Source organism: Streptomyces sp. NPDC036822 (assembly GCF_055609145.1).
The window spans coordinates 11,587-33,127 of sequence record NZ_JBVJPY010000028.1; the positions used below are offsets into that span (position 1 = coordinate 11,587).

Consider the following 21,541-nt stretch of genomic DNA (forward strand, 5'->3'; position numbering starts at 1 on the left):
CGGCTCGATGCGCGCCCGAGCAGCTGCCACGTGGGCCGAGGGACAGCACGATGACGGCGTTCTTGTCCCATGGCTCGGACCTGTTGCCGGCGAGGAGGAGCGCCAGTTGTTCGGATCTCCTGTCGCGCCGGGGAGATCGGGATGTTCATGCCGGCGGGCCGCCCTCTCCCGATGCCTCTTCCGCCGGCTTCCGGCCGCCGAGAACAAGGGCATGCGCCCGGCGTGCACCGCGTCCTGTGGACGGTGCCCGGCAGACGCTGCGAGGGGCCCGGGAACGCATCCCGGGCCCCTTCACAGTCCGTGGCGCGGCAGACCGCGTCGGCGTGGGTACGCGAGGGCCGGGGCTCTTGGTCTCCCGGCCCTCGCGTGTCTCGGGTGCTACTTGAGCACGCCCGACCCTGTCGTCGTCGCCAGCGACGTCGGCAGGCCGCTCGCCGAGGTCTCCAGGCCCGTGATGAGGGTCGGGGTCCAGTTGACCGTGGTCTTCAGGTCCTTGGACGAGGCGGCGTTGTAGGCGGCGACGAGGTCGGTCACCGTGCCGTTGACGAAGTTGCCGGAGCCCTTGATCGATCCGGTGCCGTCACCGCTGAGGAGCTTGGCGGCCTTCGCGCCGGCCGGCAGCTTCCAGTAGTTGTTCTCCGCGACGACCTGAGCTTTGGCACGGGAGTTGATGCTGTACTGCGTCGTGTACCCGTGGACGGGCGTGACGTCGTAGTAGTTGTTGTAGATGTGGATCTGGCCGATGCGGGCCAGCGGGGCGCGCTGCATGATGCCCTTCCACACGTTGTGGTGGATGGAGACGCGCAGCCTGCCGACGCTGTCGGTGTCGCTGCTGCCGATCAGCATCGTCTTGTCGTGGTTGGTGAACTGGTTGCGCGAGACGGTCACCAGGTCGGATCCCTTGGTGATGTCGAGGGCGCCGTCGTGGATCTGGTACTCGCGGCCGAAGTACTTCGGGTTGGCGCTGTCGAAGTGCGGCGCGTCGGTGAACGTGTTGTGGTCCGCCCACACGTGGGTCGCGCCGCGCAGGGACACCGAGTCGTAGTTGGAGTTCCAGTTGCCGTCGTCACCGTCGGTCGGGTCCCACTGCGGGAAGCAGTCCTCAGTGGCGGCGAAGGTCAGGTTGCGGACGATGACGTTGTCCACGTTCTGAATCTGGAGCATGGCCCCGGTGAGGCCCGCGTTCGTGCCAGGGACGCCCACCATGGTCGTATTGGCTGGCACCTTGAAGACAATGTTCTTGCCCTGCTTGGCCTGGGCGGCGGCGCGTGCCTGCTCCTGGGTGCCGGAGGGCAGCTTGGAGCGGCCGTAGGTGGCCGGGTCGTAGGCCTTGAGGTAGGCCGGCAGCGAGTAGCCGGTACCGAGGGCGTAGTCGCCGCAGGTCAGCTTCTTTCCGCTGTCGTCGGTATTGGCGTCGATCATGCCGTTGATCTTGATGATGCGGGGCGTGGTGTCGGAGACCGAGCCCAGCGCCTTCACCAGCTGCGCGCGGGTGGAGACGGTGAAGGTGTGGGCGGCGTCGGCCTTCGTGCCACCGGTGGTCCCCTTACCGGAGGACGCCCAGCCGTCCGCCGCGGTGAGCGTCTGGTGGTACAGGTCGACGGTCCCGGCATTGGCGTTCATCACGGCAACACCAGCGCCGACGCCTGCGGCAACGACGGCCGCGCAGATGACGGCGGCACGACGGGAGCGGAGGGATCGGCGGTGGGAGTGAGCAGCCACGGGGCTTCCTTACGGGGGAGAACGGGGTTACGCCCTGTCAGTGGTCGCCGACCCGTGCAAGGTTGCCGCGTGCGGGGATCTTTTTTGCAGACCCGGTCACCAACCGAACCTCATCGGGACGAAGAGGTCGTGGGCGCGGCCAGGTGGTCACCGGGGCTCCGACGCGTCAACCAGCCGGACTCAGCGGGGGGGCCCAGAGCGCGCCGCGCCGAGTCCGACGAGGTAGTTGGCCTCGGCCCCGTACACCGCCGACTCACGCCAGCGCTCTGCGCCATGACCGGATGTGCGACTCGAATCCGGCGAGCCGGGCGGCCAGCTCGGGGTACGCGTCTGGCCGCTCCGCCCCGTCGGCCCATGCCCTCAGGTCCTCGGGCGAGGCCGTCTGCTTCCCGTTCTCCAGCTTGCTGACCTTGGACCCCTGCCAGCCCTGGCCGCTGGGCGAGCCGCTGACCGGTGAGCCGGCCAGCAGGACAGGAGGCGATCGCACCAGACTGACGACAAACCCCTGACTCAGGACACTAGCGGTACCGACTGTGTACGCCGCCCTTGTGCCCACAAGGGCGGCGTCATCGGCGTGCGGCCAGCCAGGTGATCAGCACCGTGAGGCCGACTACGCCGGCCAGTGTGCCCGCGACGCTGTACAGGAAGGCTCGGAGTACGTCGGGATGCAATGCGCGAGGGTCGGTGCGCAGTGCCCTCTGGGCCCGGCGGCGCGGCCAGGTGGTCAGGGCGCGCAGTAGCAGTGTTCCTGGTCCTCGTGCGGGTTGTTCGCGAGCGAAGACGAGGCGCGCGATGTGTACGGCTTTACGCCAGGGAAGTTTCATTCCTGGGTCTGGTGTGTCGGGTGGCAATGTGCTGTCAACGATCCGGACAAGTGCGCCGGCTAGGTCTCGCATCAGTTGTTTCCCGTCCTCCGTGTCCGCCTGGTCTTTCAGCAGGGCGGTGTCCTTCTTGTCCGCGTGGGCCAGGTGGCCGTGCAGCCATGCGAGAGCCTGTTCCTCACGTGGGAGCGCCTGGCTCGCGGCGATGCCCACGGGCGCCTCCTCTTTCAGGATCGCCAGGTGCAGCCTGCGTTCAAAGGCCTGGCGGTCCGCTGGGGAGAGCGTGAAGAGCGATAGAAGGTGGTGGGCGGCGTCCAGGCGGCCCCAGGCGAAGTCGGACCTGCGCCATTCCGGGTCGATGAATGCTCCGAAATGTCCGAGCCTCAGTCCGTACAGCTTTTTGTCCCCGATACCAGTGAGCGCGGGGCTTTCGACAAGAGGGCCCATGCTGTCCGGGCCCAGCCGCAGGAATGCGAACTGCGGTGGCAGAGGCGTGAGGAATCTCGCCGGCGTCGCGTATACCCGCGTCACTACCTCGATGGCGAGGCAGTAGGTGACGACTGTGTCGGCGGTCCAGCCGTTGCCCAATCCGGAGCGCTCCAGGGCGCTCGAGTACGCGGTACTCGCCTCTTCGACGATGCGGCGCAGTTCTTCCGTGAGGTGGAGATCCTCATACACGCGGTCGATCAGGGAGGTCAGTGTTTCGGTGTCGACAGGGTGCCGGGTTTCCTTGGCCTTGGTTTGCAGGTCGTCATCGACTGTTTCGACCACGGCCAGGACCTTTCGTAGGGCCTCGGTGATGCTCTGGGCGCTGTCGATGAGAGCGTCCCGGGCGGCTTCAGGGAGCGGCCTTCCTTCGGCCTCGTGGTCGGCCAGGCGGCGCAGGTGCACGCTCAGGCACTGCAGGAGGCGTTCCGCTGCGGCCAGTCCCCAGCGCCAGGCGCCGCGGCTGCCCGTCAGCTCGTCAGGGTGCCACCGTGGGACCCAGGCCAGATCGCCGCGCCGGAGCAGAACGCTCGCGCAGTCTTCGATCTCTTCAGAGTCGGCCTCGTGGAAGGTGACCTCGGTGGTGCCGTCGGCGAGCCGTCGGCGGGCGTCGAGCACGACTGCGTAGGCACGGTTGCGGCGGTACTCGCCAAGCAGGTCGCGTGCGGCCTTGACCAGATGATCGGCCAGACTGGCACGGCCAGGTGATGTCTCGGTTTCACGTGCTTGCTCCCACATCCGGCCGAGAAGGTCGCTGGGCATGTCCCGTGCTCTGCCCTGCAGCCTGGTCAGCATCTCCTCCACCGAGGACCGCAGGTTCGTCTCGGTCGGGTACTGCAGTGCATGCATAGGCGGCTTGTAGATGGGGATGTGACCGCATACGTCGGAGTCACTCGCGTTCGTGACGCCCATGCCTACGGACGGTACGACGTAGACCAGCACGCGCCGGACTGGGCTGTGCGCCATGCCCCGTCGTGTGATAGCCGCCAGCACCGGTTCGAACGGTGCGTTGTTGAGGACGCCGCCGTCCATGACGCAGCCTGCGTCGGCTTCGGACAGGGGCCGGCGGCGCAGCTGACATGCCTCCAAGGGCTTGCTGTCAACTGGTGGAAACGCGGCCGGGAAGCTGGCGGAGGCCCTGGCGGCGAGTACCAGTCGCTCAGTGAAGTTGTCCCCGAACTCCTCGTGCCACGCCTTTTCGAATACCCATCCGCTTTCGGACCGGTTGTACTCCCATCGGTCACCGTGACGAAATTGGTAGAGGCGCCGGTGGTCCTCGACTTCGAACGGGTTGCGGAAGCTGTCCCTGTACGGCCATGCCGGCCCGCCGAGGGCCGTGGCGGTCACGAGCAGCTCGACCGGGTTGGCCGCGCCGCTCCCGGACTTGTCGATCAGCTCGATCGCCTGCGCCACCTCTGTCGAGAAAGTCTTCCCGTTGAGGATGCTCGATGTGTTGACCCCGTCGAGAAGACGGGTGAGTGAGGCGGACTTCTCCCACACGTCACGCAAAGAGGGAAGCGCACGACCCCGAGCGATCGCGGTGGCCAGCAGCACGCCGTTCAAGCCTCCGGCTGATGTCCCCGAGACCACATCGACGACTACCCGCTCGCCGGCTGCCGCCAGGACTTCGCTCCAGATCTGCTGGACCTTGCCCAGGGCAGCTCCGTCCTCCCTCTGCCGGTGCGGTGAAGCGTTGCGCAGGAGATCCAGCTCGTGTGTGACACCGCCCATCCAGACGGCGAGGCTGACTCCGCCGTTCATCACCAGGGCGAGACGTACCTCGCGCTGTACGGATCCATGGGACGGCTCTACCTGCGGAGCGGCTTCCGGTGTTGCCATACGGGCATCTTGTAGGCCGCTGAGACCGGGGGCGAGGACGCGCGCTGACGCTCAGCCGAATGCACGCGCGCGCAACGTCCACCTGGGCCTGCACGGTCTCCAGGGTGGTCAAGCCGGTGGCGTGCCATCGCACCCCTGGGAGTGACGGTCGGGAAGCGTAGCGAGGAACACCCCTCGTCTGGTCCTGCCCTCTCCCAACCGGTACCGAGGTGAGCCGCATGAAGGACATGGGCATCGAAGCAATAACCGAAGCGGTGCTTCATCGCGTCGCCCAGTTGGACGACCGCCCCTATGACGACATGCTGCTCCCGTCGAAGCAGTCACCCCGCCACCTCTTCCTGCTCCACCCGCTGGGGCCGGCCTGGCGGCTGTCCAGACCGGCTACGGGGCGACGTCACGCAGGGACGCTGAGCGGCGGGCGCTCGAGCACGCGGGGCTTGTACTCGACCAGTTGGATGCGGCCGTCGAAGGTGCGGTGTTCGATCATCTCCAGGGCGACATCCGGATAGCCGTCGTAGATGCGTTCTTCGCCCGTGGCCCCGGTGATCACCGGGAACATGACGACCCGGAAGCGGTCGACGAGTCCGGCGCGCAGCAGGGACCGGCACAGGCTGAGGCTGCCGATCGTGCTGAGGAGCCCCGAGCCACTCGACTTCATGGCGCGGACCGCCTCGACGGCGTCGTCGCGGACGAGCCTGGAGTTGGCCCACGTCAGTGGCTCCTCGAGTGAGGAGGAGAACACCACCTTGGACGCCTGCGTGAGCTCGTCGACGGACGCCTCTTCCTCGGGCCGGAACTCGTCTTGGCCACTCGGGACCTCGCCCGCGGCGAAGCCCGACATCAGCCGGTAGGTGTTCGCCCCCATCAGGTAGGTGACCTCGGGCTGCTCGCCGAGCCACGCGAGATACTCCGGGCCCTCGAGGCCCCAGAACCCGGGCCATCCCTCCCCCGATGCGTAGCCGTCGAGAGAAGTGATGAAGTCGACGAGAAGCTCCGACATGGCGGTGTCCTTTCCTTGAGGTGTCACCAGCTTGGACCGGCCGGGAGCCACAAACTCATCGGCCGCGCTGTGGAGCAACGACAAAACCGTGACGCATTAGCCGATCAGATCGGCGCAGCAGCGGTGGTCCTGGAACCGCTGGCATAGCCGCGTTCATGTCTCTCACGGCGAAGGCCCAGGCCGGCGGCCAGGGCCACTCTGTGGCGAGTGGCGTGGCCGGGCTGGCCCCACAGCGGTCGGTGCATCGCCGCCGGTTCCCTCACCACCCCGCCGAGCGCACGCGTTCACCGGTCAGCGGCTTACAGCGAGTCGTCGACGCCGTCACGGGAGCTGCCTTTCAGGGTTCCTGGACGTTGCAGAGACTGTTGCGGCCTGGGGCTGGACGGGCGAACGCTGGCCCTCCTCCATACCTGGTCGATCCGACGGCCCGAGGCGCCGCGGCCTCCAGACGGTCCAGGCGTTCGCAGAGGGGCGCGGACGAGACGGGCGCGGTGAGGGCCACAGCGCATGTGCTGTCGCGCTGAATGGCAGCTTCCGTGTCCGCCGCGCGGGGCGGCCTGGCAGCACAACGGCACCGTTTCCGCCGTCATCTCAGTACTGTGGGAGCGGCCGCTCCCTACCGTGCGGAGCACCGGAAGGGAGCATGCATTCGATGGCTGGTCTGAGGCTGGGTCCGCTCCTGCGACATGTGGACTGGGAGTCGGGCACGAGCGCGACGGTGTGGGTCGAGGCTGACCGGGCGTGCACGGCGGAGGTCCGGTGCCCGGGCGGCGCCGGTGGTTCGGCCCCCACGTTCCAGGTCCTCGGCCACCACTACGCACTGGTGGTCGTGACCGGACTCACCCCCGGGTCCGCCACGACGTACGAGGTGCTGCTCGACGGCGAACGCGTGTGGCCCCTCGCCCACTCGACCCAGCCGCCCAGCACCATTCACACACCGCCGGTCCCGGCGACGGGCGCGGTGGTCGCCTTCGGCTCGTGCCGCTGGGCGGCGCCTGCCGTGGGCGAACCCGATCCGGTGGGACCCGATGTCCTCGACACCCTCTCCGCCCGGCTCGCCGCCAACCCGGAGGCCGAGCGTCCGGACGTTCTCCTCCTCCTCGGCGACCAGGTGTACGCGGACGAGACCTCCGCCGACTCCCGCGCCTGGATCGCCCGACATCGGCGGGCCGCCGGCACCGGCTCCGCCGCCCCGCCCGACCAGGTCGCCGACTACGAGGAGTACACCCACCTCTACGACGAGTCCTGGGGCGACCCCGAACTGCGCTGGCTGCTCTCGACCGTACCCAGCTGCATGATCTTCGACGACCACGACGTCATCGACGACTGGAACACCAGCGCCGCCTGGGTAGCCGACATGCGGGCAACGCCCTGGTGGCACGAGCGGATCACCAGCGGCCTGATGTCGTACTGGGTCTACCAGCACCTCGGGAACCTCTCCCCCGCCGAGCTCGCCGAGGACACGTTGTACGCGGCGGTACTGGCGGCAGACGACGGTACGGAGGTACTGCGCGCGTTCGCCGAGCGCGCCGATGCCGACCCTGCGACCGTGCGCTGGAGCTACCGCAAGGACTTCGGCCGCACCCGGCTGCTCATGGTCGACACCCGGGCCGCGCGGGTGCTGGAGGAGCAGCAGCGGGCGATGCTGGACGCCGAGGAGGCGGCCTGGCTTCGCACGCAGGCCTTCGACGACCCCGGCGGCGTCGACCACCTGCTGGTCGGGACCTCGCTCCCCTGGCTGCTGCCCCCGATGGTCCACTTCGCGGAAGGCTGGCACGCGGCGCTCTGCCGGGGCGAACGCGGACCACGCTGGGCACGCTTCGGTGAATGGCTGCGCCGACGCGCGGACCTGGAGCACTGGGCGGCGTTCACCTCGTCGTTCGAACAGCTCACGGAGACGGTCGCCGAGGTAGGCAGATCCGAGGCCGCTCCGGCGACGGTGTGCGTGCTCTCCGGAGACGTACACCACGCGTATGTGGCCGAGCCCGTCTGGGCCACCGGACAGCAGCCGCGCTCCCGCGTCTTCCAGTTCACCTGCTCACCGCTGCACAACTCGGTCCCCGCAGCCATACGGGTCGGGTTCCGTTTCGGCTGGAGCCGGTTCGCGAAGATCATCGGGCATCTCCTCGCCCGCCACGGACGGGTCGCAAGACCGGAGGTCCGCTGGGAGCGCACCGGCGGGCCCTGGTTCGGCAACCAGCTGATGACACTGACACTGCGCGGACGTACCGCGCGGCTACGGCTGGAAAAGGCCTCGGCGGATGGGAAGCAGGGGCGCCGCGGGACCGACCGCGCCGGAGCGCGGCTCCTCGGTGTCCACGACCGGAGTCTGACAGATGGAAGCTGACCCCCAGCCGGACCGTGCCCCACACACAGACCCACGCGCCGCGGCGACGGTGGAGCACGAGACGCTGCCTGTCTGCCCGCTCCAGCAAGCCTCGCAATGGAACAACGATGTCTCGCTCCGCGACGGCTTCCCAGGATCCGTGCCAGAACCGAGTTCGGGAGGCACCAGGTCTCCTGCCAGGACAGCATGGGGATGCTCTTGGTGAAAGGCGTTGGTCATCCGCTTGCGGTGATCGGTTCGAGTCGTACTCGCCCGTCATCGCTCAGTGGGTGGGTGTCTGCGAGGTGAAGCAGTGGCCGAGTTCGGGGGCGAGGCCCTGGTAGTGGCGGAAGTTGAAGATGAGTGGACTCCAGAGGGTGGGGTTGATGTGCTGGGTGCCGGGCACGACGATGCTCCGGTCGGCATGGACGCGCGCGACCGCGCACTCCACGATCAGGAAGTGACCCTCCGCGTCCGGTGAGCTGCGCCGGACCTGGGCCTCGAGCTGTAGCGGGCACTCAGCGACGCGCGGAGCCCGTACCGTCTCGGACGGTACGGGTGTAAGGCCGGCCGCGGCGAACTTGTCGGGCTCGTAGCGGTAGCCCCGTGACTGCTTGGCGGCGGGCACGGGAGATGCTCCGGTGAGCGGGGCGAGCCGCTCCACCGCGGTCCAGATGCCGGGCGACGGAAGGTTGATCACGAGTTCCGGCCGGGTGGCCAGGTTGGCTGCGGTCTGGCTGTCAGCGCCGAGGCCGAGCACCACCGTCTGGCCGAGCGCCCAGGCAGAGGAGACCGGGGTCAGGTTGACCGAGCCGTCCGCGTTCTCGGTGGTCAGCAGGGCGACGGGGGTACCGAAGTACAGGATGCTCGGGGTTATCGCGATGTGCGAGGGCGCGTGTGTTGCTGTCGTCATGGAGTCGAACCCTAGGGTCCGGACCCTTCGTCGGCGGCCGAACTGTCGTCGGGCGAAACTGTAGGGGTGACCAGCTTCGACGGAACCTACGCAGACGGCCCTGACCTCGCCGGATTCGCGGGGCTGTTGGCGGACCGTACTCGCGCGGCGTTCTGTCTGGCGTTGCTCGACGGCCGTGCCTGGACCGCGTCGGAGCTGGCACGCACCGCGGGCGTCGCACCATCCACCGCCAGCTCGCACCTCGACCGGCTGGTGCGGGGCGGCATCCTGGCCGAGGAGAGGCAGGGGCGGAATCGGCTGCTACGACTGGCGACCGCGGACACCGCCGAAATGATCGAGAACCTGGCCGCCCGGGCACCGTCCCGACCAGCCCCGGTCCGCTCGCTGACCGATTCCAACCGCCGCCGCGCCCTGGCGCACGCCCGAATCTGTTACGACCATCTCGCGGGCACGCTGGCCGTGGCGATCACCGACGCGATGACCGAACGCGGGCTGCTGGCCTGGGACTACGGACCGACCCTCACCGCGACGGGCCGGGACTGGCTCCGCGACCTCGGCATCGCCGACGACCGCCCCAACGCGTCCTGGCGACCTCACGTTCGCACGTGTCTGGACTGGACGGAACAGCGCCCTCATCTGGCCGGCGCAGTAGGCGCGGCGCTGTTCCGCCACGCGCTGGACTCATCCTGGCTGGTGCACCGGAGCACGACCCGGAAGGTCACAGTGACCGCTGCGGGCCACACCGCACTGCGCACGCGGCTCGGCCTCACCGACGAGGTGCTCGCCTGTCCAACGACGCAGGCCAGGGCCTCGACGAACAGCGGGCTGCCCACGGGCGACATGTAGACGGGGGCATGTCGACAGCTCGGTGCCCGGGCCGGCTTCCTACGACACTGTCGTCATTTCCCCTCGACATCCACGGCCCAGTTGATCGCCAACTGCCCCCAAGCCCGCGACAAACGCTGTTACCGAGAGGCACGAAGCCGCTCACCCCGTGCTTCGGGGACATGACACCAGCGCTGCGACCGGCCGGTACCAGCCCGTCGCCACGCCGGTCGCCCGGTAGCGGCCATCAACGAGTGACTGTTGGGCCATCAGACGGGGGATCCACTTTCCACGTCTCTGGCAAATCGCTGCAGCAGAAGACGCAGGCGAAGTCGTCCTCGTGCACGATGTCGAGCTCCCGGCAGGGAGGAAACCGGCCAAACACCAGCTCATGGGCGTAGCCGGAGTGCCGTTCGAGCCCTAACTGATCGTTTCAGAATGCCGCCTGGAGGCGTCGGAGGCAGATGATGCTGCAGGCAAGTTCGAGGAGCCCCTGGTGGAGGTCGGCACGTCGCTCGTAGCGGATGCGGAGCCGTTTGAACTGGTGCAGCCAGGCGAAGGCGCGCTCGACCACCCAGCGCACCTTCCCCAGTCCGGAGCCGTGGGCGACGCCGCGTCGCGCGATCAACGGCTTGATGCCGCGCTTCCACAGCATGCGGCGGTACTTGTCGTAGTCGTAGCCCCGGTCCGCGTACAGCCGCCGGGGCTTGCAACAGGAACGTCCCCGCAGTCCCCGGATCGACGGGACGGCGTCCACCAGTGGGAGGAGTTGGGTGACGTCGTGCCGGTTCCCGCCGGTGAGCGTCACGGCGAGCGGGGTTCCGTGGCGATCGACGATCAGGTGGTGCTTGGAGCCGGAACGAGCGCGGTCCACGGGCGAGGGACCGACGTGAGCCCCCCTTTGAGGGCCCGGACGTGGGACCCGTCCACGGAGCAGTCGTCTAGATCCAGCAGGCCGGCCCGGCGCAGCTCGGTCAACAGGGCGGCGTGCAGGCGCGGCCAGACGCCGGCCTCGGTCCAGTCCCGCAGCCGACGCCAGGCCGTCACCCCGGAACAGCCCACTGTCTGGGCAGGGACATCGCGCCAGGAAACGCCGGTCCGCAGGACGTACATGATGCCGGCGAGAGCCGCCCTGTCCGAAACTCGAAGTCGCCCGGGATGGCGGTGGCGTCGTTCGGGAGCGGGTGGCAACAGCGGGGCCACCCGCTCCCACAGGTCGTCCGGAACAAGGTCAGTACGCACCCGGACACCCTGCAGACCAAGATCGCCGAGCGCAAGACCCACAGTTCAACACCCGGAAACGATCAGTAAGAGCATTGGATCACATCTCTCGCCGGTTGGTCGGCCAGGGGATCTCCTGGAGAACGTCCTCAGGAGTCAGTACCGCGTCAGGGAAATGCTGGCGGATCTCCCGGACTACCGAGGCATCCGTGGTGCAGAGGTCCCAGCTCGTGCTGTCGAACTCCCGCAGCACCACGGTCAGGTCATTGCCTGCATACCCCGCGAAGTCCGCGTCAACAAACTGAAGGTCCGGCGCGACCAGTGCCAGTAGCTCCAAGGTGCCGATCCCGACACCGGAGGAGGCCTTCTCGATCTCGGCAAACCTGGTGACCAGTCCAGCATCGTCGATCCGTACCTTCCAAGTGAGGCCGAGCCCAAAGCTCCCGAGGCGCACAAGGAGTTCCGCCAGCGTGACGTAGTACCGATCGGAGGCGCGGTCCTCCCGAGGATGACGGTCACGCCAGGCCGCGAACGTGATCGACTGAAATGCGCCAGGGGGTCTTGCCATCGACGTGGCTCCGTTCGCTTGTGAGGCTCAGTGTGCTCTCACAGCATGATCTTCCTTGACCACAGCTGCGAATCATTTTGAAACCGTCAAGCAAGTGGATTCCCAGCCCAAGACTCGGCTGATCTCGACGGTCGGGCGCGCACTTGGTGACCCGCCCTGCCCTGGTTGGTGGATTCAGCCCCGTGCTGAACCCGGCCTGGGGGATGATCACCATATGAAGCCCAGGTTGACCCTTGAAGAGCACGTCGAGATGGGCCAGGCCCTCGAGATGATCCGACACGAACTGCTCAAGCGATCTGTCCAGCTCGCCAACGCTTACCCCAGGGCGGGTCAGCCGGGCGTCCCCGCGAAGAAGCTGTCACAGGCACTGAACGCCGTTGATTCGGCTCGATCGGAGCTGGACAACCTCCTGGTTCCAGGAGCATCCGCAGGGGGGCGAGGTCACGATGTACTACCCCCAAGAAAAGGACCGGATCCGACTCAGGTAGGGCACTGGCCCGGACCTGCGCGGTCAGGCACCCGCTGACCGACACGGATCGCAAAGCCTGTCTCCCCCATGGCCCGCCCTACGTCCCCGGTCCGTGCTCTGGACCGGGAAGGCACCGGTCTCCGACCGGCCCGCGCTGGACGCTCCGGGGGCGCGCGGGATGCCGGGCGAACGAGTTCACCGGAGAGACGGTCACGCCCGAGCTGGATCCCCCTATGCTCGACGCCCCACATGGGGTGCCCGAGCGGGCATCATCGACCTCTATCAGTCGGTCATGGGGTTGGGGAGGCGGGTAGCCCCTCCCCCGCCCCGGGTGGGTGCGGCGGCCCGGTGCGGTGGCCCGGCGGTCGGCCAGGCACGCAAGAGCCCCGGCGCGGGTGTCCAGGCGGGAGCTGCGCGACGATCGGGGGGCCGTTGACGGAGCGTCGTGCAGGTCCAGCAGGACGGCGCGGTGCAGCTCGGTCAGTAGGGCGGCGCGCGGGCGGAGCCGGATGCCGGCCTCAGTCCAGTCCCGCAGCCGGTGCCAGTCCGTCACTCCGGAGCGGCCGACGGTCCCCGCAGGGACATCCCGCCGGACGACTATGGTCGGCAGCGTGGACAGTACGCCGGTGAGCGCCACCTGGTCGGGATCACGGATTCGCCCGGGGTGGCGACGGCGGCGTTCTGGAGCGACTGGCAGCAGTGGGACTGCCCCCCAGTTCGTCCGGAACAAGATCAGCACGCCCCCGGGCGCCCTGCCGACCAGGATCGGCGAGCGCAAGACCCATAGCTCAAACCGATCTGAAGCGATCAGTCAGAAGGACGAGCGCCAGAGCCAAGCCAGCGCGGCCCCGGGCGTCACGCAGGACAGGAAGGCCGCCGGGCGCGCCAGGCCGCCGGCATCCCAGCCCAGGGCTGTCGGCAGGAGGAGGAGCAGACCGAGAAGGAGGATACCGAGGGCGGGGAGGTGTACGGATGGGGCGAACCGCCTTACTCTGCCCGGCATTTCATAAGAGAGTGCCCCTGTCAGGACGACCCCTGCGAAAAGGACCGGGAAGGCGGTGATGAGGAACATGCGGGAGCCGATCACGCCCGTGCCCCAGCGGCGGCCGTCCTCCAGGACGGGCGAGTCCGGGCGGGCGTCGCCCGGCGCGTAGGAGACGTCGATCCTCATGCCCGCTTTCGGGGGGTGGTAGCGGGTGTACATGTCGGGCATGGTCACCTCGCGCGGACCACTGTCGTACGGGATACGCAGGACGAGGTCGGTTTCGAAGTACACCGGTTCGTCGGAGGCGTTGTGCCCGCGGACCGGGTCTCCTGCGAGCCGGACGACGGTGACGGAGTACTGCCCGTACCGGGCCGCTTCCAAGCGCTCGGTCTCCCGCCCGTACTCCGAAGACACCATGAACCCGAGGTTGAAGCAGGCCAGCGTGGCCAGCGGCACCAGCCAGGCGACCAGCCACACCAGCGCGCGGCCTTTGGCCGGGGGAAGGCCGGTTCGTTGCGGGGCCCGGCGGGAGGCGGCGATCCAGGCGGCGGCGAAGATCACGCTCAGCGCCGCCAGGCCCGTCTCGGTGACCAGCGGCGGATATCGGCCGACGCCCCACAGCGTGCAGCCGACCGCCCCGGCGGCGCTGAGCAGCATCCCCCAGCCGGTGAGCGTGGTCCACACGCTCCGCCGGGACGCAGGTCTCACCCGCGCCGGCGCCTTCTCCAACCGGACCATGTCCGCCCCCTTCGCGCCCCCGCACGTGCGCCCCTCAGCCTAGGCGAGACAAGGGGCCGTGACCTCAGCCGGGCTGGGGTCCTGTCTGCCTCCGTCGCCTCCGCACCTCATTCTGAGACAATCAGTGAGCTTGTCGTGCAACGACTCTGCATGGTCATCAGGCCCATGCGTTGAAGAGCGTTCCGCCCAACGTGGTGATGCCGTAGGAGCGTATGTGGCGCCACTCGGCCTGTGTCATCTCCGCCGTGTCCACGTCGGAGAGAGGTGTGGCGAGCTGCTCGCCACTCAGGACCAGGAAGCCTGCTTCCGCGAAGGTAGAGGCCCAGGGTGGAGGGGGGAGGAACTCCTCTGCGTACCAGTTCCGGCGTTCGTGTGCGAAGGCGATCCAGGGGTGATGGGCGTGGCACAGGATGACGCTCTCGCCGGTGCGATCGACGACTGACGCGGTGTGGAAGGTCCGGGGGTATTCCTGGCCCTCGATCTCTTCCACGTGGCCTTCGACGACTCGGGCGGCGGCGTACAGAGCGGTCCGGAACGCCCGTAGGTCGGTTTCCGGAAGGGGGCCCTCCTTGGGTACGAAGAAGCCTGTCGCACCCCGCGGCAGTGTGAAGCCCGTGTTTCCCTCGTTGACCATGGCTCTCATCCTGCCCGGTGGGAGACACACTTGGCCGTCGTAAGTTCTGTGGGCTGCGGTTTCATCCTGTGCGGTGGGGCGTGGTTGCTGTCTTGTGTCGAGTACTACACGCTCCTGGAGCGCGGCAGCCTCAGAGGTGTCTCCGACACCCAGTACGGGCGCACGAGCGGTGCCGACATGTGGCGCGCCCCGGCGCCGCAAGTGCTGGGCCGGGGCGCGGGACGGCGTGTGGCGTGTGGCGTGTGGCGTGTGGCGTGTGGGGATCATGCCGGGTGTTCTCCCCCACATGCCCCTCTTCCCGGTGTGCCCGCCATCCCTCAGCCGTCGGCGTCATCCGGTTTCGGAGGGAGGCCGACCTCCTTGCGGTCCTCCTTCAGGCGTTCCTCGAGCTCCTCCCCTGCCCGGCGGCGGGACATGACTACCCGTGGCATCCAGTCCCTCATGTGCCATCCGGTACTCGCGGGGGTGGTCACCCGCTCCGGGCAGCGAAAGGGCGGTACGGAACTCCCGTCGTGCCTCGGCGCGGCGCCCCATCGCTGTGTAGGTGCTGCCAAGACGTATGCGGACTCCCATCTCCAGCCATGTGCTCGTGTGCGGGGTGAGCTGGGAAAGGGCCTCCTGGTGGAGGTCGACGGCCGAGCGGAGATCGCCGCGGTTGTGCTCCGCGGCGGCGAGCTGCGACAAGGCCGTCGTACGCAGAGGCTGGTCCTCGACATCGCCGGCCAGTTCGGTGGCGCGCCGTAGCAGATGCGCGGCCTCCGCGTGTCTGCCGAGGGCGAGTTCGAGTTCGGCGGAGAAGCACAGGGTGCTGCTGATCGTCCTGGGCCGACCGTTCTTCTCGGCGAGTGCGAGGGCGGTGTCATAGTGCGTGAGCGCCTGTTCGTGCCGTCCTTGCCGGTGGCGAAGGGAGCCGAGGTTGCAGTGTGAGACCCCCGTGAGCCAGTCGTCGTCGACCTCGGCGGCCAGCTCCACCGCCCTGCTCAGCCGGGCGACCGCCTCCTCCGGGTGCCCCAGCTGCCCCAGCACGATGCCCGTCCCGGCGATGGCCCGGGCCTCTTCCCGCAGGTCGCCCAGCGCGCGGCCGTACCGCAGGGCTTCGGTGAACCAGGCACTCGCCTGCCGGAACCGCCCCTGGTAGACGTCGACGAGGCCCATGCAGTTGCGCAGTGCGGCCGGCATCCGCGCGTCGGTGGCCCTGTCCGCACAGCTCAAGGCGAGCTCGAGCGTGGTACGGCACTCGTGGTGGTGCCCTTGGCCGGCCAAGTGGTCGACCAGGGCTTCGGCGATCCGGCACGCGTGGTCGTCCTGGCCGGTGGCGGCGGCGTGGGCCACCACGTCGACGAGCTCTCCCTCCGCCGCGTCGAGCCATGCCGAGGCCTCCCGCCAACTGGTGAACGACGATCCGGGTACGGCTCGACCGGCGGCATCGACGACGGGCGGGAAGCAGTTGGGGCCCCAGTCGCTGGCCATACGGCCTGCCGCCGTATAGAGGTACAGGACGGCGTCGCGGTGCGCAGCGGTCTCCTCAGGTGCCTCGGAGGCGACGCGTCGCGCATGAGCCCGTACGAGGTCGTGGAGCCGGTACCGGCCGGGTTGCGGCTGTTGCAGCAGGCTCGCGTCGACCAGGTCCTCCAGGACTCCCTCGGCATCCTCGCGGGAGCCGCCGAGCATCGCGGCGAGGGTGGTTCTGTCGAAGCGGACGGTGGGAGCCGTGCCCAACGCGCGGAAACCTCGCCGGAGTTCTGGACCGAGCTGGTCGTACGACACCCGGAAGGCGGCCTCCACGCTGCGGTCCTCGGCCCGCAGCTCGTCGAGGCTGCGGGTGCCGTCGGCCATCCGACCGGCCAGGAAGGACAGGGTCCACGACGGGCGGCTCTGCAGCCGGGCGCTCGCGATGCGCAGGGCCAGGGGCAGGCCCCCACACTGTCGTACGAGCTCGCGCGCCGCCTCGGGCTCGCTGTCGGCCCGGGACTTCCCGAGGAGTTCTCGGAGGAGTCCGACGGCGGGGCCCGTGTCCAGCGGCTCCACGGTGAGCCGCAGATCGGCGTCCAAGCCGGTCAGGCGCTGGCGTCCCGCCACCAGGACCCGGCTGCCCGGTCCGGCGGGAAGCAGCGGCCGCACCTGCTCGGCGCTGCGCGCGTTGTCGACGACCAGGAGCAGCCGCAGCGCGCTTGTGGCTGCACGCCAGGCCGTGACGAGGTCCGCCAGGTCGTCCGTAACGTCTTCTCCGGCCAGGGTGTGAGGCCCGGGTGGAGGGGGCGGCAGCGCGTCACCCTCGTCGAGGACCGCCCGCAGCATCCGGCGAAGGGCCCGCTGCGGGACGACCTGCTCATGGGCGCCGTGCGCGTGCAGGTCGACGAAGAGACAGCCGTCGGGGTGGGCGTCGGCGAGCGACCAGGCGGCACGGACCACCAGAGCGGTCTTGCCCACTCCCGCCGTGCCGTCGACGGTCGTCACGGACACGGCCCTGGGCGACACGGGGGTGGTGAGCAGGGCGAGCTCCGTGTCCCGCCCGACCAGGCAGGCGGTGTTGCCGGGCAGGTCGTTTCGACGCGTGCGGGAAGGGAGCCCGTCGGGCAGGTCGTTTCGACGCGTGCGAGGACTGAGCCGCCCGTGCGGGTCGTCGGGTCCTTCGGGCAGACCAGAATCGTCCGCAGCCGGCGGCTTGGACGCAGAGTCCTGGGGCGCGGTGCGATCCGCGACTACGGTCGTTGCCGCGCGCTTTTGTCCTGTCCGGCCGAGCAGCAGAGAATCGTCCCGGCGCAGGAGGGCCTGGTGCACCCGCCGCAACTCCTCCCCTGGTTCCAGGCCCAGCTCGTCGACAAGCCGTCGACGCGTCTCGCGGTAGACGGAGAGCGCTTCGGCCTGCCGGCCGCTGCCGTACAGGGCCCGCATGTGCAGGGCGGCGAACGGCTCGTCGTACTGCTGCGTGACGGGTGCCGCCAGGAGGGTGTCCAGGGCCTCCGGGCCGCGCCCGAGCAGGACCAGACACTCGGCCCGATCCAGGTGGAGCGCGCGCCGCTGTTGGCCCAGGCGTTGTCGCTGGGCTTCGGCGAACGGGCCCGGCAGACCGGGGAGCGGCTCCCCGTGGAGCAGTTCCAGGGCCCGGCCGCCGTGATCGAGCGCGGCGTCGAGGTCACCGGCGGCCTTCGCGCGCAGGGCTCTCGCGGTCTCCTCGGCGAGCTCGGCCAGGTCGGTCCGGACTCCGTCGGCTGCGAGGCGGTAGCCGCCACGTCCCCCGCGGACGACGGAAAGCTCCGCCGCGGCGTGCGGCTCGTCCAGTGCCTTTCGCAGCGCGTACACGTAGCTCGGGAGGACCCGGTGTCCCGTGCCAGGGGGCTCATCTCCCCAGACGTCGTCCAGCAACTGCTGGTACGTGACGAACGCCGGAGCCCTGAGGATCAGCGAGGCGAGCACGGCCTGCCGTCGCACCGGGCCAAGCGTGAGCGGCACATCGCCGCGCCGGGCACGGACCGACCCGAGCAGATCGATGCGCAGGTCACTCCGTGCATCGGTGGCATCGATGTCCGTATCCCGTGAATGCACGCCCACGTCGAATCCCCATGCCCCCGTACGTCCGGTGCCACTCGCTGCCGGAGCCCCTTTCAACAGGACTTCATCGGAAGAGCAGCGCTTTACGCCAGAGTCTGTCAGGACCGTGGCCGGCCGTGCGCAGCCAGGTCGGGTGTCTTCACTGCTCGGTCTGTGCGGGCGCCGGGAAAACGGTCGGCAGACCTGACTCGGCGGCGAAGCCCAGGGGCGTCCCAGGGCGTCCCGTCGGTGGCCCGGCCCCGCCATTCCGTGGTGGGCAGCCCGGCGTGGCCCGCGGCGGCCGAACCCGTCATCGAGAAAGGTCAAGCACTGTGTCTCAGGCCCATGGAACATCCGGTCTCCCGCCCACCCGCCGGGGCGGACGGTGGGAACGCTACCGCGTCACCCACCCCTTCACCGCACGCGATCTGGCGCTCCTGTGGGGGGCGATCGCGGGCGTCCTGGCCGTCGCCCTCCTGCTCGGCTGGGCACTCGACATGAAGGGCGGCGTGGTCCTGGTCGCGGCGACCCCCTTCATCGTCTCCTGGTTCGAGAAGCGGCGCACGGCCTTCCAGTTCGACGCGGCTGGCGCCCGATTCGGCGAGGTCCTGCTGCCGTGGTCCGACGTCACCCAGTTCGTCGTGTCGACCTCGCCCGACGAGGAGTACGCGCTCATCGGTGCCCGGCTGCGCCCCGGCGCCTCCCTGCCGCACGGCGCGCCCGTTCCCCCGCGGAACGAGGCGATGCCCGTACCGATCCACGTCGCCGTACCGCGTTCCAGGTTCGATCTGACGAAGATGACGAGGAAGGCACGCAAGTACGCTCCCTCCCACGTCCGGATCGTCCTCGCCGAGCCGTCCGGCGAACGCCCCGCGGTATGAGGCGGTAGCTGAAGGCAGAGGGAAAGCGGCCGTGTCCCCTCACAGCCGTGATGCGTGCCGCGCCCGGCATCGACGTGGCCCTTGACCACGTCGGCGGCCGGACGGCGATCACCGCTGCCGGTACGGGCTGCTCCTCCGCGCTCCTGACCTTCGCCGTATGCCTGCCCGCCCTTGCCCGTCCCTGCCCGCCGTTCACGCCGTAGGCCCCGTGGTCGACATGGGGCGTTTCGGCAAGACCGCCGCAGCCATCGATCAGAACAGCTCTCCGAGGACCAGTTCCACGGGGAGCCCGCTCGCACCTTCACAGGGGGAAACCGGATGCCGCAGTCGCACGAGCCCTGGTACAGGCACCGCCCGCCTTCGTGGCCCGCGCCGGACAACCCGTACGCCCCTGGGGGTTACGGTGCACCACCGCCTCGCCCACCGCACCCGCGCCGCCGCGGATGGCTCCTGGTCGCCGCGGGCCTCGCCCTGCTGCTGCTCGTCGGCGTCGGTGTGTACGTCCTCGGCGAGCGGTCCGGACCGGACCGCGCCGGGCCGCGGAACAGCGCTCCGCCCTCCACGGCCCCGTCGACGGCGACGGCCCGCCCCAGCCCGACGCCCTCCCGCATCCTGACCACCGGGGAGATCGCTCGGCAGCGCCGGTCCGGCGAGGCGAGCGCCTGGATCGTCGACGACCGCACCGATCTGCCCCGCCGGAACATCCCGACCCAGGACCTCTGGATCGTCGGCGACACCGCCGTCCAGGCCATCTACAAAAGGGTCGTCGCCCACCGGCTCAGCGACGGGGCCGAGCTGTGGAGCGTCACCCTGCCCACCCCCGTCTGCGAGACCCCGGTCAACCCGACCCCCGACGGCAAGGTCGTCATCGTCCTTCAGAACATCGAGGCATGGTCCGGCGCCCGGTGCAACAAGCTCCGCATGATCGACCTGCGTACGGGCAAGGAGGGTTGGCGCAAGGAGTTGACCGAGACCGGCTCCGGGGACGACACGATCATCGTGGACAGCGCCATCAGCGGCGGCACCGTCGCCATTGTCCAGAGCATGAAAGCCGCCGCATACCGCATCGCCGACGGACGGAAGCTGTACGACATCCCCAGGGAGGACCCCGGCTCGTGCTACCCCGGCAGGGTGGCGGGCGGCAGCCGGCTCCTGGTGCTCGCCAACTGCGCGATCACCTCGATGGAGAAGGTGTACGACCAGGTCCGGGAGATCGACCCCGCCACGGGCAAGGTCATGTGGCGCTACCGGACGGAGCCGGGCCGAAGAATCGGGCAGGTGCTCTCCGTCGCCCCCGGCGTGATCACCACCGCGAACCGGGAGACGCACGCCGAGGACTGGCGGGTCGTCGCCCTCGGGCCCGACGGGCGGGCCCGCAGGACCATCGACCCCCGGGGGAAAGGCTTCAAGCACTGCGGCGACACCCTGGACACCTCCGCCAACGCCCAGGCGTGCCGGGAGGCCGTCGTCGGCGGCGGGCTCGTGCTCCTGGGTGGCGAGGACCGCGTCGGCGCCTACGACCTCGGCACCGGCACCCTCGTCTGGGGTGTGAAGTCGGAGGGCACCTCGTACGGCTACTTCCCCTTGCGCGTCGGAGCGGGAAAGACCGGTTTCGTCTACCAGGTGGGCACGGGCAGCCGTCCCGGACGCGTCTTGCAGATCGGCCCGGGCGGCGCCGACTCCACCAAGGACGTACTGAAGCTCCCCGCCTCCACCGCGAGAATCGAAATCCGGATGGGCGGCGTCGGGCGGAACGCCTACGTGGGCGACCGGCTCGTGCTCGCACCCGCGGGCGTGGACGGCGACGACGCCCGTCATGAACCCCGCATGCTCTCCTTCGCTCCCTGACCCCGACTCGGGTAGGGAGACAAGGACGACCGGCCGCCGACGCGCGTGCGCCCGAAAAGGCCGGCTGTGGAACCGGACCGGACCGCCTCCCGTCGCCAAGAAGGGGGCGGGCCCCGGCGACCCGTTACGCCTGCTGATTCCCCGCTGCATCGCCCGCCCCATCGATGCTCGGCAAGCTGATGACCGAGTGAACACGGAGGCACCTTCAACCCCCTGTCGCCGCCCCCTTTAGGGGGCGTCGGCGGCGTGCGGGTGTCAGGTCCTAGGCGGGCTGTGGGGCGGGCCTTTGTGGAGCGGCCGCGACGCTGCGGGTCTCGCGCAGGATCAGCAGGCCGGTGCACACCATCAGGGTCGCGGTCAGGCAGTGGACGCCGAGGGCGGTGGCCACGGAGCCGTGGTGGGCCAGCACGTTGGCCATGTCGCCGTACGCGGCGAGCGCTTCGATCAGCAGCGCCCAGCCCAACGCCCGCCGGTGACCCGTCACGAGCAAGATGCCCAGCACCAGAGCCAGGACGACGTCGCGTATTCCCTTGATGATCAGGAAGCCGTCGCCGTCGCCGGGCGGCCAGCTCGGCAGGCCGTAGCCCGGCGCCGTCGTTTCCGGACTCACGATGTACTCCGTCCCGAACCAGAGAATGAAGAGGATGAAGGCGGCGGCCAGGACGGTATTGATCTTCTTCAGCGACATTGGTCTTCCCCATGTGAGTTTTCGTCAGTCAAGTGGTCTGTGTGAC

At 69.3% G+C, this 21,541-nt stretch carries 15 protein-coding genes and 1 pseudogene; 5 read left to right on the top strand and 11 right to left on the bottom strand.

Going from position 1 to position 21,541, the window contains the following annotated elements; all coding sequences use genetic code 11:
- Positions 1-378 precede the first annotated feature (378 nt).
- The 4 genes and pseudogenes from ACZ68P_RS33970 to ACZ68P_RS33985 all read right to left on the bottom strand — a co-directional run bounded on the left by ACZ68P_RS33970 (position 379) and on the right by ACZ68P_RS33985 (position 5,868).
- Positions 379-1,722 carry a pectate lyase family protein gene (locus ACZ68P_RS33970; RefSeq protein ID WP_471012992.1) on the bottom strand — a complete coding sequence of 448 codons (1,344 nt, stop codon included), beginning with the start codon at positions 1,720-1,722 and terminating at the stop codon, positions 379-381.
- 256 nt (positions 1,723-1,978) lie between these two features.
- Positions 1,979-2,204 (bottom strand): annotated as a pseudogene (locus ACZ68P_RS33975) (helix-turn-helix domain-containing protein); the annotation flags it as partial.
- An 84-nt stretch (positions 2,205-2,288) separates the two neighbouring features.
- Entirely contained in the window at positions 2,289-4,868 is a 2,580-nt protein-coding gene (locus ACZ68P_RS33980) for a patatin-like protein (protein ID WP_471012994.1), read from the bottom strand.
- Positions 4,869-5,262: 394 nt separating this feature from the next.
- Positions 5,263-5,868 carry a dihydrofolate reductase family protein gene (locus ACZ68P_RS33985; protein WP_471012995.1) on the bottom strand — a complete coding sequence of 202 codons (606 nt, stop codon included), beginning with the start codon at positions 5,866-5,868 and terminating at the stop codon, positions 5,263-5,265.
- Between the two features lie 652 nt (positions 5,869-6,520).
- Here ACZ68P_RS33985 and ACZ68P_RS33990 point away from each other — a divergent pair.
- On the top strand, positions 6,521-8,215 hold the full coding sequence (locus ACZ68P_RS33990) for an alkaline phosphatase D family protein (RefSeq protein WP_471012997.1): 1,695 nt from the start codon (positions 6,521-6,523) through the stop codon (positions 8,213-8,215).
- A gap of 262 nt (positions 8,216-8,477) precedes the next feature.
- Here the strand turns inward: ACZ68P_RS33990 and ACZ68P_RS33995 are convergent, their stop codons facing one another.
- A complete protein-coding gene (locus tag ACZ68P_RS33995) occupies positions 8,478-9,107 on the bottom strand; it encodes a flavin reductase family protein (RefSeq protein WP_471012999.1) in 630 nt (209 codons plus the stop codon).
- A gap of 66 nt (positions 9,108-9,173) precedes the next feature.
- Between ACZ68P_RS33995 and ACZ68P_RS34000 the strand changes: the two genes are divergently transcribed.
- Positions 9,174-9,953 carry an ArsR/SmtB family transcription factor gene (locus ACZ68P_RS34000; RefSeq protein ID WP_471013001.1) on the top strand — a complete coding sequence of 260 codons (780 nt, stop codon included), beginning with the start codon at positions 9,174-9,176 and terminating at the stop codon, positions 9,951-9,953.
- Between the two features lie 412 nt (positions 9,954-10,365).
- Here the strand turns inward: ACZ68P_RS34000 and ACZ68P_RS34005 are convergent.
- The 5 genes from ACZ68P_RS34005 to ACZ68P_RS34025 all read right to left on the bottom strand — a co-directional run bounded on the left by ACZ68P_RS34005 (position 10,366) and on the right by ACZ68P_RS34025 (position 17,979).
- Positions 10,366-11,174, bottom strand: a protein-coding gene (locus ACZ68P_RS34005) for an IS5 family transposase (protein WP_471013003.1) whose coding sequence is annotated in 2 segments (ribosomal slippage) — positions 10,366-10,835 and positions 10,835-11,174 — 810 coding nt in all. Because the reading frame shifts where the segments join, the coding sequence is not laid out codon by codon here.
- 79 nt (positions 11,175-11,253) lie between these two features.
- Positions 11,254-11,721, bottom strand: a complete 468-nt coding sequence (locus ACZ68P_RS34010) for a hypothetical protein (protein ID WP_471013005.1) — start codon at positions 11,719-11,721, stop codon at positions 11,254-11,256.
- Between the two features lie 1,280 nt (positions 11,722-13,001).
- Positions 13,002-13,913 (bottom strand): hypothetical protein, encoded by a 912-nt coding sequence (locus ACZ68P_RS34015; protein ID WP_471013007.1) that lies wholly within the window; start codon positions 13,911-13,913, stop codon positions 13,002-13,004.
- Between the two features lie 157 nt (positions 13,914-14,070).
- Positions 14,071-14,547, bottom strand: coding sequence for a hypothetical protein (locus tag ACZ68P_RS34020; protein WP_471013008.1), 477 nt, complete (start codon positions 14,545-14,547; stop codon positions 14,071-14,073).
- A gap of 330 nt (positions 14,548-14,877) precedes the next feature.
- A complete protein-coding gene (locus ACZ68P_RS34025) occupies positions 14,878-17,979 on the bottom strand; it encodes an AfsR/SARP family transcriptional regulator (RefSeq protein WP_471013010.1) in 3,102 nt (1,033 codons plus the stop codon).
- 431 nt (positions 17,980-18,410) lie between these two features.
- On the opposite strand from ACZ68P_RS34025, the gene ACZ68P_RS34030 reads away from it, so the two are divergent.
- From ACZ68P_RS34030 to ACZ68P_RS34040, 3 genes are all read left to right on the top strand, one after another.
- Positions 18,411-18,959 (top strand): hypothetical protein, encoded by a 549-nt coding sequence (locus tag ACZ68P_RS34030; RefSeq protein WP_471013012.1) that lies wholly within the window; start codon positions 18,411-18,413, stop codon positions 18,957-18,959.
- A gap of 47 nt (positions 18,960-19,006) precedes the next feature.
- On the top strand, positions 19,007-19,162 hold the full coding sequence (locus ACZ68P_RS34035) for a hypothetical protein (protein WP_471013013.1): 156 nt from the start codon (positions 19,007-19,009) through the stop codon (positions 19,160-19,162).
- Positions 19,163-19,277: 115 nt separating this feature from the next.
- A complete protein-coding gene (locus ACZ68P_RS34040) occupies positions 19,278-20,807 on the top strand; it encodes an outer membrane protein assembly factor BamB family protein (protein WP_471013015.1) in 1,530 nt (509 codons plus the stop codon).
- A gap of 262 nt (positions 20,808-21,069) precedes the next feature.
- Here ACZ68P_RS34040 and ACZ68P_RS34045 read toward each other — a convergent pair whose 3' ends face one another.
- Positions 21,070-21,495 (bottom strand): DUF4267 domain-containing protein, encoded by a 426-nt coding sequence (locus ACZ68P_RS34045; protein ID WP_471013016.1) that lies wholly within the window; start codon positions 21,493-21,495, stop codon positions 21,070-21,072.
- Positions 21,496-21,541: the final 46 nt, after the last annotated feature.

What these genes read in the sequence shown, in the direction of transcription:
- ACZ68P_RS33980 (WP_471012994.1), bottom strand. Translation starts at nt 4,868, where the DNA reads ATGGCAACACCGGAAGCCGCTCCGCAGGTAGAGCCGTCCCATGGATCC.
- ACZ68P_RS33985 (WP_471012995.1), bottom strand. Translation starts at nt 5,868, where the DNA reads ATGTCGGAGCTTCTCGTCGACTTCATCACTTCTCTCGACGGCTACGCA.
- ACZ68P_RS33990 (WP_471012997.1), top strand. Translation starts at nt 6,521, where the DNA reads ATGGCTGGTCTGAGGCTGGGTCCGCTCCTGCGACATGTGGACTGGGAG.
- ACZ68P_RS33995 (WP_471012999.1), bottom strand. Translation starts at nt 9,107, where the DNA reads ATGACGACAGCAACACACGCGCCCTCGCACATCGCGATAACCCCGAGC.
- ACZ68P_RS34010 (WP_471013005.1), bottom strand. Translation starts at nt 11,721, where the DNA reads ATGGCAAGACCCCCTGGCGCATTTCAGTCGATCACGTTCGCGGCCTGG.
- ACZ68P_RS34015 (WP_471013007.1), bottom strand. Translation starts at nt 13,913, where the DNA reads ATGGTCCGGTTGGAGAAGGCGCCGGCGCGGGTGAGACCTGCGTCCCGG.
- ACZ68P_RS34020 (WP_471013008.1), bottom strand. Translation starts at nt 14,547, where the DNA reads ATGGTCAACGAGGGAAACACGGGCTTCACACTGCCGCGGGGTGCGACA.
- ACZ68P_RS34040 (WP_471013015.1), top strand. Translation starts at nt 19,278, where the DNA reads ATGCCGCAGTCGCACGAGCCCTGGTACAGGCACCGCCCGCCTTCGTGG.
- ACZ68P_RS34045 (WP_471013016.1), bottom strand. Translation starts at nt 21,495, where the DNA reads ATGTCGCTGAAGAAGATCAATACCGTCCTGGCCGCCGCCTTCATCCTC.